This window comes from Mycobacterium sherrisii (assembly GCF_002102355.1).
Classification (GTDB): domain Bacteria; phylum Actinomycetota; class Actinomycetes; order Mycobacteriales; family Mycobacteriaceae; genus Mycobacterium; species Mycobacterium sherrisii.
Genome location: NZ_LQPT01000120.1, coordinates 1 through 17,251, shown reverse-complemented (window position 1 = coordinate 17,251; position 17,251 = coordinate 1). Strand labels below are relative to the sequence as shown.

The following is a 17,251-nucleotide window of genomic DNA, read 5'->3' as shown; positions in this document are numbered from 1 at the left end:
CGTTGCCTTTACTGCACCGTCACGATCGCGGTGTACTGGCACATCGGGGCGGTGTTCTTGCCGACGAAGCTCGCATAGTTGTTCGAGACCGTCGTCGTGCCGGGCTTGAGCGCGGTGAACGTCCACACTTCGGTGCCGGGTGCGCCCAGCGCGTCGCTGGTGGGCGGCACGTACTGATGGCTCTTTTGCGCGATGACGGAGGAGTCGCGGATCTTCGCGTCCACCGACCAGCGGTACGGCGTGCTGTAGTTCGCGCCCAACACGAGTTTCAGCGTGTTCCCCACCGCCAGCGTGACGTTCTGGGTGATGTTGCTCTGCTTGAGCACCTGGTCCATGGACACGCTCAGCGTCTTTGACGTCGGCGGGTTTCTGCTCGCGAAGTGGCACCCCACCAGCATCGGCGAGACGAGAATCGCGACGGTCACGACGAGCCTGATCTTCACGATAGTCATCACCTCCATTATGGGCGGGGCCCATAACCCCACGTCGGTCCCGGTGTGGGCAGTTAGCGGCGGCGCGCCGACGACGGGCGTGAGCAAGCTCGTCGTTTCGGCGCGCGTTTGCTGTGGGTCGGGTAGCTTCTGGACATGTTCGGCATCATCCGGCCCTGCCGTCATCGACTCGGCGGCGAGCTCGCGGCAGCCTGGACCGCACAATTATGCGGATTGTGTCTGGCGCTGCGCGACGACTATGGCCAGTCCGCGCGGATCGCCACCAACTATGACGGCCTTGTGGTCTCGCTCCTGGTCGAGGCACAAGCGGCCGAGAAGCCAACGCGCCGTAAGGCCGGACCGTGCCCGCTGCGCGGCATGCGGCGCGCCGAGGTCGCCACCGGCGACTGTGCGCGGCTGGCCGCCGTGGTGTCGCTGGCCCTGGCCGCCGCCCGGGTTCGCGATCACGTCGACGACCACGACGGTGTGGTCGGCGCGACCGGCGTGCGGCCGCCGGCGCGGCGCCTCGCCGAACGCTGGGTGCGCCAGGGTACCGAGGCCGGGCACGCGCTGGGCTTCGACACCGGCGTGCTGGTCGCCGCGATGGACCGGCAAGCCGAGCTCGAGGCGTCGGCCGGACCGGGCAGCTCGCTGCTGACGGTGACCGAGCCCACCGAGACCGCCGTCGCGCAGGCCTTCGCCCACACCGCCGTGCTGGCGGGCCGGTCGGACAACCAGGCACCGCTGCGCGAGATCGGTCAGCTGTTCGGGCGGATCGCGCATGTGCTCGACGCGGTCGAGGACTACGACGAGGACCTGGCCCGTGGCAAATGGAACCCGTTGGCCGCCACCGAAACCCCGATCGCCCAGGCGCGGCTGCTGTATGACGACGCGGCGCTGGGCATCGAGTTGGCGCTGGCCGAGGTCGACTTCAGCGACGGCCGGCTGGCCCGTCGGTTGCTCACCCGCGAGGTGCGCCGGGCGATCTCCCGCACCTTCACCAAGGCGGGTCACCCCGCCCGCAACGGCACCCCGCACGGCCAGCAGGAACCCATCAACTTCGGCGCCCAGTCACCCGGCGGCGGCTACCTCAACGCGGGCGGGGTCAACCCCGAGGAGGTGCCCGCCGCGGGCAGCAAGGCCAAGGGCGGCGGCGGTGACGGCGCCTGCGTGTGCTGCTGCGACGGGTGCGACTGCTGCTGCGACTGCGGAGACTGCTGCGACTGCACCTGACCCGCCCATCGAACCCGTTGCGGCATTACATCTTTGTGACGCGCTTCGGCCGGTGCGGTCAGCAACCGAGCCGTACGGCAGGATGGGCACGTGTTTGGGCTCGAGATCATCGTTGCGCTTGTGTCGGTCGTCATTGTGGGAACGGTGCTGGGCCGACGCTATCGCGTGGGCCCGCCGGTGCTGCTCATCTTCCTCGGCACGCTGCTCGGGCTGATCCCCACGTTCGCCCACATCCATATCAACGGCGAGCTCGTCCTGTTGCTGTTCTTGCCGGCGATTCTGTATTGGGAAGGCCTGGGCACCAGCCTGCGTGAGGTCCGAGCAAATCTGCGCATCATCATCTTCCTGAGCGTCATCCTGGTGATCGTCACCGCCGTCGCCGTGGCCTGGACGGCGCGCGCGCTGGGCATGGAACCGCACGCGGCGGCGGTCCTGGGCGCGGTGCTCTCCCCCACCGACGCCGCCGCCGTGGCCGGCCTCGCGAAAAAGTTGCCCCGCCGCACCCTGACCGTGCTGCGCGCCGAAAGTCTGATCAACGACGGGACGGCGCTGGTGCTGTTCGGCGTGACCGTCCACGTCGCGATCGGCGGCGCCGAGATCACCCCGCCCGATCTGGTGCTGCGATTCATCGGCTCCTACGTCGGCGGGATCGCGGCCGGCCTGCTGGTCGGCGGTCTGGTGACGTTGGCGCGCAAGCGAATCGACGCGCCGCAAGAAGAGGGAGCCATGAGCCTGCTGACGCCGTTCGCGGCGTTCTTGCTCGCCGAGGCGATGGGCTGCAGCGGGGTGGTCGCGGTGCTGGTGTCGGCGCTGGTCCTCGCCTACGCCGGGCCGCTGGTGATCCGTGCCCGCTCCCGGCTGCTGTCCTACGGGTTCTGGGACATGGCCACGTTCCTCATCAACGGCTCGCTATGGGTGTTCGTCGGGGTGCAGATCCCCGCCGCGGTGCGCGCCACCAACGACGTTGACGGCGGACTGCGCCACGGCCTTTTCCTCGCCCTGGCCGTCACCGGTGTCGTCATCGGCTCCCGGATTTTCTGGGGCGAGATCACCACCCTGCTGCTGCGGGTGCTCGACCGCCGAGAGGTGCAGCGGGAGCGTCGACTCCCCTGGCGGCAGCGCTTCGTCACCGCCTGGGCCGGATTCCGCGGCGCCGTATCGCTGGCCGCGGCGCTCGCCGTCCCGACGACCACGCTGAGCGGCGCGCCGTTCCCCGACCGCAGCCTGCTCATCTTCATCGTGGTGGTCGTCATCCTGACGACCGTCCTGGTTCAGGGCATCTCGCTGCCCGCGGTCGTCCGCTGGGCGCGCATGCCCGAAGACACCGCGTACGCCGAGGAGCTGCAACTGGCCCGCAGCGTCGCGGCCAAGGCCGCACTCGAGGCGCTGCCCGTGGTGGCCGGCGAGCTGGGCGCCAGCCCAAAAATGTTGGGCCGCTTGCAAAAGGAGTACGACGAACGCGCCGCGATCGTGACGGAAAGCGACGACGGGTCGTCCACCAACGACCTGGCCAAGCGCGACGAGCTGGTGCGACGGGTGCGGCTGGGCGTGCTGGACCACAAACGCCGGGCCATCACCACGCTGCGCAATCAGAAGGTCATCGACGACATGGTGTTGCGCGAGCTGCAGGCCGAGATGGATCTGGAAGAGGTGCAGTTGCTCGCCGAGGTCGACAGCTAACGCCCGGCGTCGGCGGCGGGTCGTACAGTCGGCCGCATGTTGCAAACGGTCGCTGTCCGCGGATACCGGTCGCTGCGTGAAGTCATCCTGCCGCTACGCCAGCTGTCGATCATCACCGGCGCCAACGGCGTGGGCAAGTCGTCGCTGTACCGGGCGCTGCGGCTGTTGGCCGACTGCGGCCGCGGCGAGGTCATCGGCTCACTGGCCCGCGAAGGCGGTTTGCAGTCGGTGTTGTGGGCCGGGCCCGAGCAACTGAAGGGCGCCCGGCGATCCCAGACCGTCGAGGGCACGGTACGAACCCGGCCGATATCCCTTGAAATGGGCTTCGCCGCAGACGATTTCGGCTATCTCGTCGATTTGGGCATGCCGCAGTCGGCGGGACCATCGGTATTCGTGCGCGACCCGGAGATCAAGCGCGAGGTGGTGTTCGCGGGCCCGGTGCTGCGGCCCAGCGCGACGCTGGTGCGGCGGTCGCGGGCGTTCGCCGAAGCCGTCAACGCGGACAACGGTTTTACCGAGCTGTCCCGGTCGCTGCCGCTGTACCGCAGCGTCCTGGCCGAGTATGCCCACCCGCATGCACTGCCCGAAGTCGCCGCGGTGCGGGAACGGTTGCGCGGCTGGCGTTTCTACGACGGCTTCCGTGTCGACGGCGGCGCACCGGCGCGACGGCCCCAGGTCGGCACCCGCACGCCGGTGCTCGCCGACGACGGCAGCGACCTGGCCGCCGCGGTCCAGACGATTCTCGAGTCGGGATCCGACGACCTGAGCCGGGTCGTGGCCGAGGCCTTCGACGGCGCCACGGTGTCGGTCGCCATTCACGATGGCCTGTTCGACCTGCAGTTGCATCAGCGCGGGATGCTGCGGCCCTTGCGGGCGGCCGAATTATCCGACGGCACACTGCGATTCCTGCTGTGGGCCGCCGCGCTACTGAGCCCCGACGCGCCCTCGCTGATGGTGCTCAACGAGCCGGAGACCTCGCTGCACCCCGACCTGGTGCGCCCGCTGGCCTCGCTGATCCGCGCCGCGGCCGCCCGGACGCAGCTGGTCGTCGTCACGCATTCCCGCTCACTGCTGGAACAGTCTGCAGGGGCCGTCGAGGTTGAGCTCTACAAGGATTGGGGCGAAACCCGCATCACCGGCCAGGATTTGCTGAGCACGCCGCGCTGGGACTGGGGCAAACGCTGACCGTATCGAGTGTGCATTCGCGGCGGCCCGGCCCGTCGCGTGTGCATCCTCGGTCTTGCGTGTGCGTCCTGGGCGGCGTGCCGCGGCGTGTCGACGCCGCAAGCGCACACCCGACGCCGTAAACGCACACTCGACGCGCTGCGCCGGCGAGGCGGTTGGAGCATGCTGGTAGGCGAGAGTCCACCCGGCCACCGGCCAGAAAGGTAACCGTTGGTGTCCACGAACCCCGACCCGGCGGTGCGTAGCGCGCAGAAGGTCGTGGATGTGGTGTCGGCGCAGGGGGTCCAATACGTCTTCGGGGTGCCCGGCGCCAAGATCGACGCGGTCTACGACGCGCTGCTCGACGGTGGCCCGCAATTGGTGGTCTGCCGGCACGAGCAGAACGCGGCGTTCATCGCCGGGGCGATCGGCCGCCTCACCGGCACGCCGGGGGTAGTGCTGGTGACATCGGGTCCGGGCACCACCAACCTGGTGACCGGCCTGCTGACCGCGAACACCGAGCAGGACCCCGTCGTCGCATTGTGCGGGGCCGTCGGTCGCAAGGACCGGCTCAAGCGCACCCATCAGTCCATGGACGCCGCGGCGCTGCTGCGCACGGTCACCAAATTCACCGGCGAGGTCAACGACCCGGACAACGTCGCCGAGGCCGTCGTCGCCGCCTTCCGCGCCGCGGTCGGCGAGCCGCGCGGGGCCGCCGCCGTGGTGCTGCCCCTCGACGTGCTGACCGCCTCGACCACCGCGGGCATCACCGGCCCGACGCCGATCCCGCCGCTGGCCAGCGCCCCCGCGCAGGCCGTCCGCCATGCCGGCGAGCTGATCCGCAACGCGCACCGCCCCGCATTGCTGGTCGGCATCCGCGGCGCCGACCCGGCCAGCACCCAAGCACTACGCGCGCTGGTGGCCGCCACCGGCCTGCCGGTCGTGGAAACCTTTCAGGGCGCCGGGGTGATATCGCGCGCGCTGGAAGACAACTTCCTGGGCCGCGTCGGCCTGTTCCGCAATCAACCCGGCGACGTCATCCTCGCGCACGCCGACGCGTTGATCACCGTCGGATACGACGCGGTCGAATACGACCCGGTGCTGTGGAACAACAACGCCGAACGCACCATCGTGCACCTGGACGCGGTGCCCGCCGACATCGACAACCACTATCAGCCGACGGTCGAGCTGCTCGGCGCCGTCGCGGCGAGCCTGACCGCGCTGACGACCGAGCTCGCCGGCCTCGCCCTGACCGATGGCTACCGCGACGAGATCGCCCGACAGCGAAAAGCGCTGCGCGACATCGATATCGCCGAATGTGCACACGTGCCCGACGGGCCGGGCCTCAACCCCGTCGCCGTGGTGTTGGCGCTGCGCGACGAACTCGACGACGAGGCCACAATCGCCTGCGACGTGGGCTCGGTCTACATTTTCATGGCCCGCCATTTCCGCGTCTACGAGCCGAGGCGACTGTTGTTCTCCAATGGCCAACAAACACTGGGCGTCGCGCTGCCCTGGGCGATCGCCGCGTGCCTGGCCCGGCCCGCCACGCCCGTGGTGTCGGTCTCCGGCGACGGCGGATTCCTTTTCTCGGCCCAAGAACTCGAAACCGCAACCCGCCTCGGACTGAACTTCACGCATATCATCTTCCGCGACAACGGCTATGACATGGTGGGCTTCCAGGAAGTCCTGAAGTACGGACGCAAGTCCGGGGTGCAGCTGGGCGACTATGACGTCGTGTCCTACGCAGCGGCGTTCGGCGCCCGCGGCTACCGCGTCAAGACCCTCGACGAGTTCCGCACCACGCTCCGTCAAGCCCTCGCCGAAGACGGCCCGTCGCTGATCGACGTGCCCGTGGACTACCACCGCAACACCGAGCTCGCCGCGCACCTGCACGACGACGCTTTCGAGTAAGAAGGCCAGATGAGCACCAAATCGAACACATACGAGCACTTCAGGCATTGGGCCACAACACTTCTGGAACACCAACGGGAGGCGGCGCACGACGACGAGGTGTACCAGTTCTCGACGATCGGCGCGCTGCTGGACGGCGTCTACGACGGCGATGTCACCGTCGCCGACATCCTGCGCCACGGCGACTTCGGGCTGGGGACGTTCAACCATCTCGACGGCGAGATGGTCATCCTCGACGGTGTGTGTTACCGGTTGCGTTCGGACGGAACCGCCACGCGCGCAGCGTCAACCGATCGCAGCCCGTTCGCGGCGGTGACCCGTTTTCGCACCGATTTCGACATCCACATCTGCAACACCGCCGGCCGCTCGGAGGTGCTCGGCGCGATCGACCGTCAGATCGAAAGCGTCAACCTCATTTACGCGATTCGGATCTCCGGGCGGTTCCGGGAGCTGCACACCCGCACGGTGATGGAGCAGCATCAGCCCTACCCGCCGCTGACCGAGGCCACCGAAGGCCAGGCCGAAACCCGATTCTCCGACGTCTCCGGTGTCCTGGTCGGGTTCCGCACTCCGCAGTTCCAGCAGGGCATTTCCGTGGCGGGATATCACCTGCACTTCCTCAACAGCGAACGCACCGGTGGCGGCCATGTCCTCGATTTCACCCTCGACGAGGGCGTGGTCGCGGTCAGCGGTGCCTCACAACTGCATTTGAGCCTGCCGACCTCGGGAGCATTTCTGGACGCCCGTCTGGCCGGCGATGACGTGTCCGAGCAGATCGACAAGGCCGAGGGCGCCCGCTAGCAAACGGAATTCACGGACTGTTCAGGCATGCGTCAGTCCCTCCTCGTTGACTGCACACAAGCACCGCGTGTCCTCAGGTCATGCGTGTTGTCCAGGTCGCCAACTTCTACGGCCCGCGGTCCGGCGGCCTTCGCACCGCGATCGATCGGCTGGGCGCCGAATACTGCGCCCGCGGGCACGATGTGTTTCTCGTCGTGCCCGGTTCCCGCGCCGAACGCACCCTGCTGCCGACCGGTGTGGTTCGAATCACCTTGCTCGCCTGGCAGATTCCGTTCACCGGCGGATACCGGGCGGTGATGCCCGGCCCCGTCAAGGCGCTGCTGGAGGGACTGCAACCCGACTCCCTGGAGGTTTCGGATCGGCTCACGCTGCGATCGCTGGGGCGGTGGGGTCGCCGCCATGGCGCCACGACGGTGATGATCTCCCACGAGCGGCTGGATCGTCTTGCCGGGCAAGTGCTTCCGCGCCGGCCGGCACGCAGCCTCGCCGACTTCGCCAACGGTCGCACCGCCGCCGATTACGACACCGTGGTGTGCACCACCGGATTCGCGCGGGAGGAATTCGACCGGATCGGTGCGACGAACGTCGTGACGGTGCCCCTCGGTGTGGACCTGAACACGTTTCATCCGAGCCGGCACTCGCCGCTGGTCCGCGGGCGGTGGGCCACCCCCCAGCAGCTGTTGCTGGTCCACTGCGGCCGCCTGTCGGTCGAGAAGCGGGCGGATCGCAGCATCGATGCCCTGGCGGCGCTGTGCGACTCCGGCGTCAACGCCCGCCTCGTCGTCGTCGGCGAGGGTCCGCTCCGGGCGAAGCTGCAACGACAGGCCACCGGACTGCCGATCGACTTCACCGGCTTCATCTCCAATCGGCACACCGTCGCCGAGCTGTTGGCGGCCGCCGATGTCACCCTGGCGCCGGGGCCGCACGAAACGTTCGGGCTGGCCGCGCTGGAATCGCTGGCGTGTGGGACGCCCGCCGTGGTGTCGCGCACCTCGGCGCTGACCGAGATCATCACCCCGGGCAGCGGCGCGTCGGCCGACAACAATCCGGAGGCCATCGCCGAGGCGGTCGGCACTGTGATCAGCCTTCCCGAATTTCACCGCCGGACCTGCGCGCGGCGCCGGGCGGAGAACTTCACCTGGCAGCGCGCGGCGGCGGGCATGCTGGCCACGTTGGGGCCCGTGGCGAACGTTCCCCGCGACGAGCACACCGCCTGAGCCAGCAGCCGGAGGCCGGAAAACTTTGCGCCCGCACCGACTCCGTGTGTGCTCGGCTATCGCCTCACCGAGTACACCCACGTTTGCTGACGTCGGCTCCTTTGCGTCGGCGACTAGGCTCGCGGCAGACCAGGAGGAGGCGTACCAGTGAAACCCCGCGACCAGGTTCTGATCACCACCGGCGAGTTGTCCGGCCTGATCGGCACCGGCAGCCCACCGCGCATTTTGGACGTCCGGTGGCGGCTCGACCAGCCCGACGGGCGCGCGGCGTACCTGGAAGGTCACCTGCCCGGCGCGGTGTATGTGTCCCTCGACGACGAGCTCAGCGATCACACCGTCACCGGACGCGGCCGGCACCCGCTGCCCTCGGGCCCCAGCCTGCAGGCCGCCGCCCGCCGGTGGGGCGTTCGTCAAGATTCGGCGATCGTGGTCTATGACGACGGGAATCGCGCCGGCTCGGCCCGTGCGTGGTGGGTGTTGACGGCGGCCGGGCTGCCCAACGTCCGCATCCTGGACGGCGGCCTGGGCGCGTGGCGGTCGGCAGGGTTGCCGCTCGAGACGGGACAGGTCACCCCGGATCCGGGGAATGTGACTGTGCCGCAACACGATCTGTACAACGGTGCTCGCCCCACCCTGACCGCCGAGCAAGTCGGCGCCGGGTCGATGACATTGCTCGACGCGCGGGCGCCCGAGCGCTACCGCGGCGACACCGAACCCGTCGACCCGGTCGCGGGTCACATTCCGGGCGCACGCAACCTGCCCAGCGGCTCCGTTTTGACCGCCGAGGGTACCTTCCTCGGCGACGACGAGCTCGCCCGGCAGCTGTCCGACCGCGGCATCGACGATTCGGGCCCGTTGGGCGCCTACTGCGGCTCGGGTGTCACCGCCGCGATCGCGATCGCGGCCCTCGCGGCGGCGGGGCGTCAGGCGGCGCTGTATCCGGGGTCGTGGTCGGAATGGTCGTCGGATCCGAATCACCCCGTGGCGCGCGGACCGGAATAGCCTCACGCGCCGGGCCAGCGGCCCAGTAACTCCGCGGTGACCCGCGCGGCGTTGACCGCGGCGACGCGGTGGTAGACGAAGAACTGAAACGGGAAGCCGGGCAGTCGAAGCGGATCGCCCGGCCCGTCGGAGATGCCCCGCACGGCGAGGAACGGCGCCCCGTAAGCCTCCGCGACCGCCTGCACCGCCGCGCTCTCGCTGTCCGTCGCGTCGAACGCCGGGTCCGCGGCCGAGATGATCTTGGCGTTATTGATCAGGCCGTGCCGCAGCCACGGCCACACCGTCTGCCAGAAGTTGCCGGTGTAGAAGAAGGAGCGGTCGGGCGCGGTTCGCGGCTGACAACCGAACACGCCGCCGCCGTGCGGGATACACGGGAATGCCCGCCCGTTGTTGTTGTCGTAACTGCAGCCGTCGCCACCGACCACCAGTTGCGGCTCGTGCCGCATCGCCCGGGTGCTGCGCAGTGTCACCGACAGGGTCGCGGCGACGGCCAACATGGCGGGGTCGACCGGGCTGAAGGTCACGCCGCCGTCCAAGGTCCAGCGCGCGGGCACCGCCACGTCGGCGATGCCGGTGCGCCCGGCGCCGCCCGCGACACCCGAAAACACCACGGCGGCAATGCTACTGGCGAGGTAGGCGAATGCGGTTTCGGCGGCGTCAGCGGCGTTCACCAGGCCGATGCCGGTCATCGCGACGATGACTTTCTTGCCGCGGATCGCGCCCAGATAGAAACGGCGATGGTCGACGGCCACCACCGGATCGGGGTCCAGCACGGTGTGCGTCAACACGGCATCCGCCTCGACCGGGAAGGCCGTCAAGACCAGCGTGCGCTGTTCGGTTGAATCCACCGGCACGATGACCACTTCCTCGGGGTCGGCGGCGCTCAACCATTATCGCCTTTTTGCCCTCGTTTCGTCGATTTAGCCGTTAATCTCGGGCGCGACAAAGGAGTCAGTCCATGCTGGAAGTGATCGACAAGAATCCGGGCCGCGATTCCGCCAAACCGCCGCTACTCTTTGTGCACGGCGCCTGGCACGGTGCGTGGTATTGGGACGAGTACTTTTTGGACTTCTTCGCCGAAAAGGGTTATCGCGCTCTGGCGGTCAGCCTGCGTGGCCACGGAAAGAGCACGGGCCCCAAGCGGAACCACTTCTGTTCGATCGCCGATTATGTCGACGACGTGGACTCCGTCGCCAAGAGCCTGCGGACGCCGCCGATCGTGATCGGTCATTCGTTGGGCGGCTTCGTGGTGCAGAAGTATCTGGAATCGCACGACGCTCCCGCCGCGGTGTTACTCGCGTCCGTGCCGCCGCGCGGGGTCGCCGAATTCATGGCCCACCGGTTCCGCGAGCATCCCTGGTACAACCTGCGTACTTTTTTGACTACCAAGTCATTACAGGGCTTGGGCGGCACACCCGAACTTGCCCGCCAACATTTCTATTCGCCATCCACCCCCCGCAACGACGTGGAGCGCTACACCGCGCACCTGCAGGCCGAATATGTCGGGAAATGGTTCTTCGACATGTTGATTTTGCACCTGCCCAGGCCCGATCGAATCGACATTCCGGTGTTGGTATTGGGCGCCGAGGATGACGGGTGTTTCACGCAGCGCGAAGTCCACGCCACCGCCCGGGCCTACGGCACCACCGCAGAGATTTTCCCCGGCATGGGCCACAACATGATGGTCGAGCCCGGCTGGCGTCTGGTTGCCGAACGGATTCACGATTGGCTGAAAACCACTGTGGCGCAACGCGAGCCCGGCGCTTCGGGACACACGATGGATGCGATGTGACCGGTCGGTTCAGACGTCGCCCTGTCCGGACGATCTGATTCCGGCGACGATCACGTCCAGTCCGGCGCGGAATTGCGCCGCGGTCTGCCGACGGGCTCGGGGTGCCTCGTCAGCCGGACGGCTTTCCTCCAGCGCCACCGAGCCCAGCAGATAGGTGCACAACACCGTATGAGCCGCCGCCGCACGGGATTTCGTCAGCCCGGCCTGCGCGATCAGGTCGCGGCTATATTGATCGAGCCGACGGGCGGGCTCGCTTTCCGGACCGGCCTGCAGGATGTTCGCGACACCGGGAACGCCCAGAATCGACTCCCGGGCATTGCTGTAAAGCTCGACGAGCCGGGTATCCCAAGGCCCGTCCTGCGACGTCGGTATCTCCTCCAGCACGGACTCGGCAACCAGTTCCAGCGCGGCCTGCTTGCAGGGCACGTGCCGATACACCGAGGGCACGGCAGCCCCGAGTTGGGCCGAGAGCGCGCGCATCGTCACCCGCTGTACCCCCACCCGTTTCGCCAGATCGCGCAAGGCGTCCACCACCTCGTCGCGATCCAGGTCGGCCTGGTTGTTGATCACCGTTAACACCTACCCACTATCGGCCGGCTGAATCACCGCTGGTGGGTAATATCTGCCCAATGGCGGGCCGGTTAGCGGGCAAAGTGGCGATCATCACCGGCGCCAGCACCGGCCTGGGGCCCGTCTTGGGCTCGGTTTTTGCCCGCGAGGGCGCGCGGGTGCTGTTGGCGGCGCGCCGCGAGGAGCTGGTCCGGCAGGCCGCCGCGGCGGCCGGGGCGGGCGCCATCGCTATGCGCGCCGACGTCACACGGGAAGACGACGTCGCGGCGATGGTCGGTTGCGCGGTCGCGGAGTTCGGCCATGTTGACATCCTGTGCAATAACGCCGCGGTACCGGGTCAGGACCGGTGGATCTGGGAGCAGACGCTGGACAACTGGAACACCACGCTGGCCGTCGACGTCACCGCCGCGATGCTGTGCACCCGCGAAGTGCTCAACCAGTCGATGCTGCACCGCCGCCACGGCGTGATCCTGAACTTCTCCTCCACCGCCGGCTACCAGGGCATCCCCCGCAAGACTCACTACGTCACGGCCAAGGCGTCCCTGCGCGCCTTCACCATAGCCGTCGCGCTCGAAGTGGGCCCCTACGGCATCCGATGCAACTGCATCGTGCCCGGCGCCATCGACACCGACTTGTGGCGCAACTGGTTGCGGCGCACCGCCGAGGAGCAGGGCGTCGACGTCGCAGCCGTGCGGGCGAAGGCGCTCAAGGACGTTGCGTTGCAGGATATTTCGTCGACCGACGACGTGGCGAACCTGGCGCTGTTCCTGGCCAGCGACGAAAGCCGAACCATCACAGGGCAATCGATCCCTGTCGACGCCGGAGGGTACATGCAGGGATGAACCCCGTGCGGCTGTCGGTGTCCACTCCGGTGGTGATCACCATGCCCCAGGCCAGCGCCGAGTGGGAGCAGCACGCCACCGTCGAGGACCTGGCCACGATCGCCGCGGCCGCGGACCGGCTGGGCTATCACCACCTGACCTGCAGCGAGCACGTCGCCCTACCGGCCGCCGAACAGCAGCGCCGCGGCATGCGCTACTGGGATCCGCTGGCGACGCTGGGGTATCTGGCCGCCCACACTGCGCGAATCCGGTTGGCCACCAACGTGTTGGTGCTCGCCTACCATCATCCGCTGGAAATCGCCAAGCGGTACGGCACCCTGGACAGGGTCAGCAACGGTCGGCTCATTCTCGGCGTCGGCGTCGGCAGCCTGAAAGAAGAATTTGACCTGCTCGGGGTTCCGTTCGAGGACCGTGGGGCGCGCGCCGACGACGCGTTGCGCGCCCTGCGCGCATCCCTGTCGGTTGCCGAGCCGGCCTATCACGGCGAGTTCTATTCCTTCGACGGCATGGTCGTCGACCCGTGCGCGGTGCAGGACCACGTTCCCATCTGGGTCGGCGGACGCACGCTGCGATCACTGCGGCGCGCCGTCACGCTGGCCGACGGCTGGGCGCCGTTCAACGTGACCTTGCCGCAGGCGCGAGAGTGGTTGAGCCGCTTCGATCTTCCGCCCGGCTTTGAGGTGGTGTTGCCGCCACCGGCACCGCTGGACCCAATCACCGCTCCCGACCGCACCCGCGAAATCCTCGCCGACACCGCCGCGCACGGCGCCACCATCGTCAGCACCTGGTTCCACCACCATTCCGTGCAGCACTACCTGGAAAACCTGGATGCCCTGGCCGAGCTGCATACCCCAACCGGGCAGGCACCGGCGTGAACAGGGTCAAGGCGGGCATTTTCAGCCTCACCGCACCGGCCGACCAGGACCCCGCCGAAAACGATTATCTGCGTTGGCATCTGCTGGACCACATGCCGGAGCAATACCAACAGCCCGGCATCGTGCACGGCCTGCGCTGGATAGCCGACGGTGACTATCGCGACCATCGTCTGGCGACCGACGGCCCGTTGGGCGACGTCGGCAACCTGGTGCATTATCTGGTCGGCGACCCCGTCGAAGACACCTTCGACGACTTCGTCGCCCTCGGCCGCACGCTGCGGGACAACGGCCGCTTCCCCGTCACCCGGCCGCTGCTGCAAATCGCGGGGCTCCGGTTGCTGCAGTGGCACGCGGCGCCGCGCGCCCTCGTCGCCGCAGAGGTGGTGCCGTTTCGGCCGCACCGCGGAATCCTGCTGCTCATCGAGGAACCCGCCGACGGCCGGCCCAACGACTGGCTGCAATGGCTGCACGCCGAGCACGTTCCAGCGCTGCTTGCCACCCCGGGCACGGCCGGCGCGTGGACCTTCGGCTCCAGCGCCGGGTGGAGCCGGCTGCCCCGTGGGTGGCGCACCGACCACCAATACATCACCGTCGTCTACCTCGACGATGATCCCCTCGCCACGACCGCCGCGCTGGCCCCGCTCGTCGAACAGCGCTGGCGCTCCCGGGTGGTGCGCCCCGTCTTCGCCGGTCCGCTGCGCAGCATGATCAGTTGGGACGTCTGGCCTTCCGCCGGCACACGCTGAGCAGGGCCTCGGCCGCTACGGTGAGCGCGGGCCGGTGCGGAAACGCAGCGGCCTTTCCGGAAAGATTCCTGGTGACCAACTAGGAGGATGTGCGATGACGAAACCGGATGTCCGGCCGCGGCGCGACCCCCGCATCGGCGGGCTCGGCACGGTTGTGCTGGTGATCGGTCTGTCGGGATGCTCGAGCGGCGGTGGCGGCCAGACCGCGCCGGTCAGCACGACGCCGGCCACCTCGCACACCACCGTCATGATGGATCAGCACTCCCACACGATCACCGCAAAGGTCGAGTGCACCACGACGGCGGCCAATCCGCATGCCACGCCCCCGGAGTCGGGTGACCTGACGACACGCATCAACGTGCACGACGATGCGGCCTCGGTATCGTTGGCCCTGTCCGACGAAAAACCGCCCAGCGTGGACGGCTTCGCCGTTTCGCTCAAGGACGGAAATGCTCAATACCAGTTGCCCTACCAGCCGACCCAAGCGGCCAATCAGGTGCTGGTCACCAAGGACGCCAACAGTTACACGATCACCGGCTCCGGCCAAGGGACGGCACCCGGCCAAAGCGGTATGCGCCAGATCACGTTCGGGATACACGTCACGTGCCCGTGAGCGCGCGCCCGGTTGTCTAACCGCGATCGCCTCTGCGATGCTGGCAGCTTGGACATCTTCGCGGAATGGCAAAACCTCAGTACCGAACTGCGCTGGCGGTCGACGACCGCCGCCAACGATGGGCAAGAAGTCGGGGTGTTCAGTCGCCGCTGTGGGACGCCCGGCGCTCCGCCCCTCGTGCTCGTGCACGGTTTCCCAACCTCGAGTATCGACTTCTTCGACTTAACCCACGAGCTCGCTGACGATTTCGACATGTACCTGTTGGACTTTCCGGGTTACGGCTTGTCGGACAAACCACCCCAGCCGTACGTCTATTCGTTGTACGACGATGCGCGTCTGCTCGTGCACGCCATCACCGAGGTGTGGAAGCTGAGCGAATTCCGGATGCTCACCCACGATCGCGGCAGCAGTGTCGGGATGATCGCGCTGGGCATGTTGGCGGCGCTGGACCCGCCGGTAGCTCCTCTCGACCTGATCTTGACCAACGCCAACATCTACCTGCCGCTGGCGAATCTGACGCTGTTCCAAACCGCGCTGCTCGACCCGGAGACCGGACGGGCCACCGCGGAAGCGACCACGCCCGAGACCCTGGCGGCCGGCATGGGAGCCAGCACCTTCATGCCGAGAAGGAAATTGACCGACCCCGAGATCGACGCGCTGGCGAAGTGCTTTGCCCACAACGATGGAATCCGGGTGTTGCCCGACACGATCCAGTACCTGAACGAACGCGCCGCCGACGAAACCAATTGGCTCCAAGAGCTTTCGGTCAGCCACGTGAATACCACGGTGGCGTGGGGACTGCACGACACTGTCGCGCCGCTGCGCGTCCCGAACTATGTTTGGCAGACCTACCTCAAGGCCAAGCCCGGCCGGAACCGCTACTGGGTGGTGCCGGGCGCCGATCACTACGTGCAATGCGACGCTCCCCGGCAATTGGCCCAAATTGTGCTGCTGACCGTCCAAGAAGAGGACATTTCACTGAGCACGCTCGGCAATCAGCCCGACGGCGCGGTGCTGGTGGACCAAAGCACCTCGTAGACCGCTCGAGCGTGAAGCTATCGTCACGCTGGGCGTCGAAAGTGACAGTATCTTCACGATCGACGCGGGACTAGCTGCTGGGTACCTGTGCGAATCCGCATAAGACACTAATGCATCTATTTCTAGGGTTCACGATCGCTTAAGCTCGCGGCAACGGACCGATTACCAAGCGCCCTGGGTCCGTGACGCTTCGCCGAAAGGAGCTTGCGATAGCTGCTTTCCGAAGGAAGCCAGATGTGGATGTACGGGGCCAACCGTGACCGCGCCAATCTGGATGGCCTTTCCTCCAGAGGTACATGCAGCGCTGCTGTCCGACGGACCCGGCCCCGGACCCTTGACGGCCGCCGCGGGCGGGTGGAGCTCACTGAGCGCTGAATATGTCTCGGCAGCAAGCGAACTCACCGCATTGCTGGGCGCCACACAGGCGGCGTGGGAGGGACCGAGTGCGGCGCAATACGTCGCCGCGCATGCACCATACCTCGCATGGTTGCAGCAAGCCGGCATCGACAGCGCCGCAATGGCCGAGCGCCTTCAGACCGCGGCCGCCGCCTCCACGGCCGCGCTGGCCGCCATGCCGACGCTGGGGGAACTAGCGGCCAACCATGCCACCCACGCGGCGCTGGTGGCGACGAATTTCTTTGGTATCAATACGATCCCGATCGCGGTCAACGAAGCGGACTATGCGCGCATGTGGGTTCAGGCTGCCACGACGATGACCGTCTACCAATCAGTCGCAACCGCCGCGGTGGCGACTGCCCCACAAACCACCGCGGCTCCGCAGATCATGAACTCGGGCATGGGAATGGGCAACGATCCCACCGGACCGATGGGCACTCACCTGCCCACCAATCTCGAAGAGCTGCTCAACGATTTGTTCCCGTTCAATCCGTTCTCGCCGACGTCTCCGTCGGTGCACCCGAGCTTGACGATGTTCATTCCGCGCCTGGAAGCGATGCTGGCCAACTATGCGGGTAACCCCGTACAACTACTCGAGACGGTTCTTTACCTGGGCGTCCAATTCGTCATCCACCGCACCATGTACCTGATCTGGCTGGTGCTCTACGATCCCTTCCTGATCCCCTCCTTCCTGCTCAGCAACCCGGTGTACGCCCTGGGGCTGGCCGCCCCGCTCGCGGCGGTGCCCGCCGCCGCGGCGAGCACCGCCGGGCTGGCGGGTTTGGCCGGCCTCCCGCAACCGGTTCCACCCGGGGTAGCGCCGGCTCCGGTTTTTCCCGCTCCGCACGCCGCTGCCGTCACCGCGCCGGCATCGCCGAGTGTGGCTGTCCCGGCACCGCCGGCGGCGCCCGGCCCCGTCCCCGCCCCGACCCCAACG

The 17,251-nt window shown here is 67.8% G+C and carries 17 protein-coding genes; 14 read left to right on the top strand and 3 right to left on the bottom strand.

Annotation, left to right across the window (positions count from 1 at the left end; genetic code table 11):
* Positions 1-8 precede the first annotated feature (8 nt).
* Positions 9-443: a protease inhibitor I42 family protein gene (locus AWC25_RS25150; protein ID WP_085168096.1), complete on the bottom strand. Its 435-nt coding sequence runs from the start codon at positions 441-443 to the stop codon at positions 9-11.
* A gap of 144 nt (positions 444-587) precedes the next feature.
* Here AWC25_RS25150 and AWC25_RS25145 point away from each other — a divergent pair, with 144 nt between their 5' ends.
* From AWC25_RS25145 to AWC25_RS25115, 7 genes are all read left to right on the top strand, one after another.
* The gene (locus tag AWC25_RS25145; protein WP_085168082.1) at positions 588-1,664 is read left to right on the top strand and encodes a DUF5685 family protein; all 1,077 of its coding nucleotides are present in this window, start codon (positions 588-590) and stop codon (positions 1,662-1,664) included.
* A 90-nt stretch (positions 1,665-1,754) separates the two neighbouring features.
* The gene (locus AWC25_RS25140) at positions 1,755-3,344 is read left to right on the top strand and encodes a Na+/H+ antiporter (RefSeq protein WP_085168080.1); all 1,590 of its coding nucleotides are present in this window, start codon (positions 1,755-1,757) and stop codon (positions 3,342-3,344) included.
* 36 nt (positions 3,345-3,380) lie between these two features.
* Positions 3,381-4,529 carry an AAA family ATPase gene (locus AWC25_RS25135; protein ID WP_085168078.1) on the top strand — a complete coding sequence of 383 codons (1,149 nt, stop codon included), beginning with the start codon at positions 3,381-3,383 and terminating at the stop codon, positions 4,527-4,529.
* A 213-nt stretch (positions 4,530-4,742) separates the two neighbouring features.
* Entirely contained in the window at positions 4,743-6,422 is a 1,680-nt protein-coding gene (gene alsS, locus AWC25_RS25130) for an acetolactate synthase AlsS (RefSeq protein ID WP_069400176.1), read from the top strand.
* A gap of 9 nt (positions 6,423-6,431) precedes the next feature.
* Positions 6,432-7,223 (top strand): acetolactate decarboxylase, encoded by a 792-nt coding sequence (budA, locus tag AWC25_RS25125; protein ID WP_084229288.1) that lies wholly within the window; start codon positions 6,432-6,434, stop codon positions 7,221-7,223.
* An 80-nt stretch (positions 7,224-7,303) separates the two neighbouring features.
* Positions 7,304-8,440 (top strand): glycosyltransferase, encoded by a 1,137-nt coding sequence (locus AWC25_RS25120; protein ID WP_085168076.1) that lies wholly within the window; start codon positions 7,304-7,306, stop codon positions 8,438-8,440.
* A 147-nt stretch (positions 8,441-8,587) separates the two neighbouring features.
* Positions 8,588-9,442 (top strand): sulfurtransferase, encoded by an 855-nt coding sequence (locus AWC25_RS25115; RefSeq protein ID WP_069400100.1) that lies wholly within the window; start codon positions 8,588-8,590, stop codon positions 9,440-9,442.
* Between the two features lie 2 nt (positions 9,443-9,444).
* On the opposite strand, the gene AWC25_RS25110 is transcribed toward AWC25_RS25115, so the two are convergent.
* Complete coding sequence (locus AWC25_RS25110; protein ID WP_084229289.1) at positions 9,445-10,329, bottom strand: 5'-methylthioadenosine/S-adenosylhomocysteine nucleosidase family protein; 885 nt, start codon at positions 10,327-10,329, stop codon at positions 9,445-9,447.
* Between the two features lie 71 nt (positions 10,330-10,400).
* On the opposite strand from AWC25_RS25110, the gene AWC25_RS25105 reads away from it, so the two are divergent.
* Positions 10,401-11,234 carry an alpha/beta hydrolase gene (locus AWC25_RS25105; protein WP_069400101.1) on the top strand — a complete coding sequence of 278 codons (834 nt, stop codon included), beginning with the start codon at positions 10,401-10,403 and terminating at the stop codon, positions 11,232-11,234.
* Between the two features lie 9 nt (positions 11,235-11,243).
* Here AWC25_RS25105 and AWC25_RS25100 read toward each other — a convergent pair whose 3' ends face one another.
* Positions 11,244-11,804 (bottom strand): TetR/AcrR family transcriptional regulator C-terminal domain-containing protein, encoded by a 561-nt coding sequence (locus AWC25_RS25100; protein ID WP_232326977.1) that lies wholly within the window; start codon positions 11,802-11,804, stop codon positions 11,244-11,246.
* A gap of 59 nt (positions 11,805-11,863) precedes the next feature.
* On the opposite strand from AWC25_RS25100, the gene AWC25_RS25095 reads away from it, so the two are divergent.
* The 6 genes from AWC25_RS25095 to AWC25_RS25070 all read left to right on the top strand — a co-directional run.
* A complete protein-coding gene (locus AWC25_RS25095) occupies positions 11,864-12,646 on the top strand; it encodes an SDR family NAD(P)-dependent oxidoreductase (RefSeq protein ID WP_085168074.1) in 783 nt (260 codons plus the stop codon).
* Positions 12,643-13,521 carry an LLM class F420-dependent oxidoreductase gene (locus AWC25_RS25090; RefSeq protein WP_069400104.1) on the top strand — a complete coding sequence of 293 codons (879 nt, stop codon included), beginning with the start codon at positions 12,643-12,645 and terminating at the stop codon, positions 13,519-13,521. Before AWC25_RS25095 ends, AWC25_RS25090 begins: the two co-directional genes overlap by 4 nt.
* Entirely contained in the window at positions 13,518-14,267 is a 750-nt protein-coding gene (locus AWC25_RS25085; RefSeq protein ID WP_085168072.1) for a hypothetical protein, read from the top strand. Before AWC25_RS25090 ends, AWC25_RS25085 begins: the two co-directional genes overlap by 4 nt.
* A gap of 94 nt (positions 14,268-14,361) precedes the next feature.
* Complete coding sequence (locus AWC25_RS25080; RefSeq protein ID WP_085168070.1) at positions 14,362-14,880, top strand: lipoprotein LpqH; 519 nt, start codon at positions 14,362-14,364, stop codon at positions 14,878-14,880.
* 48 nt (positions 14,881-14,928) lie between these two features.
* Positions 14,929-15,918, top strand: a complete 990-nt coding sequence (locus AWC25_RS25075; protein ID WP_069400107.1) for an alpha/beta fold hydrolase — start codon at positions 14,929-14,931, stop codon at positions 15,916-15,918.
* A gap of 256 nt (positions 15,919-16,174) precedes the next feature.
* A partial coding sequence (locus AWC25_RS25070) for a PPE family protein (RefSeq protein WP_085168094.1) occupies positions 16,175-17,251 on the top strand: 1,077 nt, incomplete at its 3' end.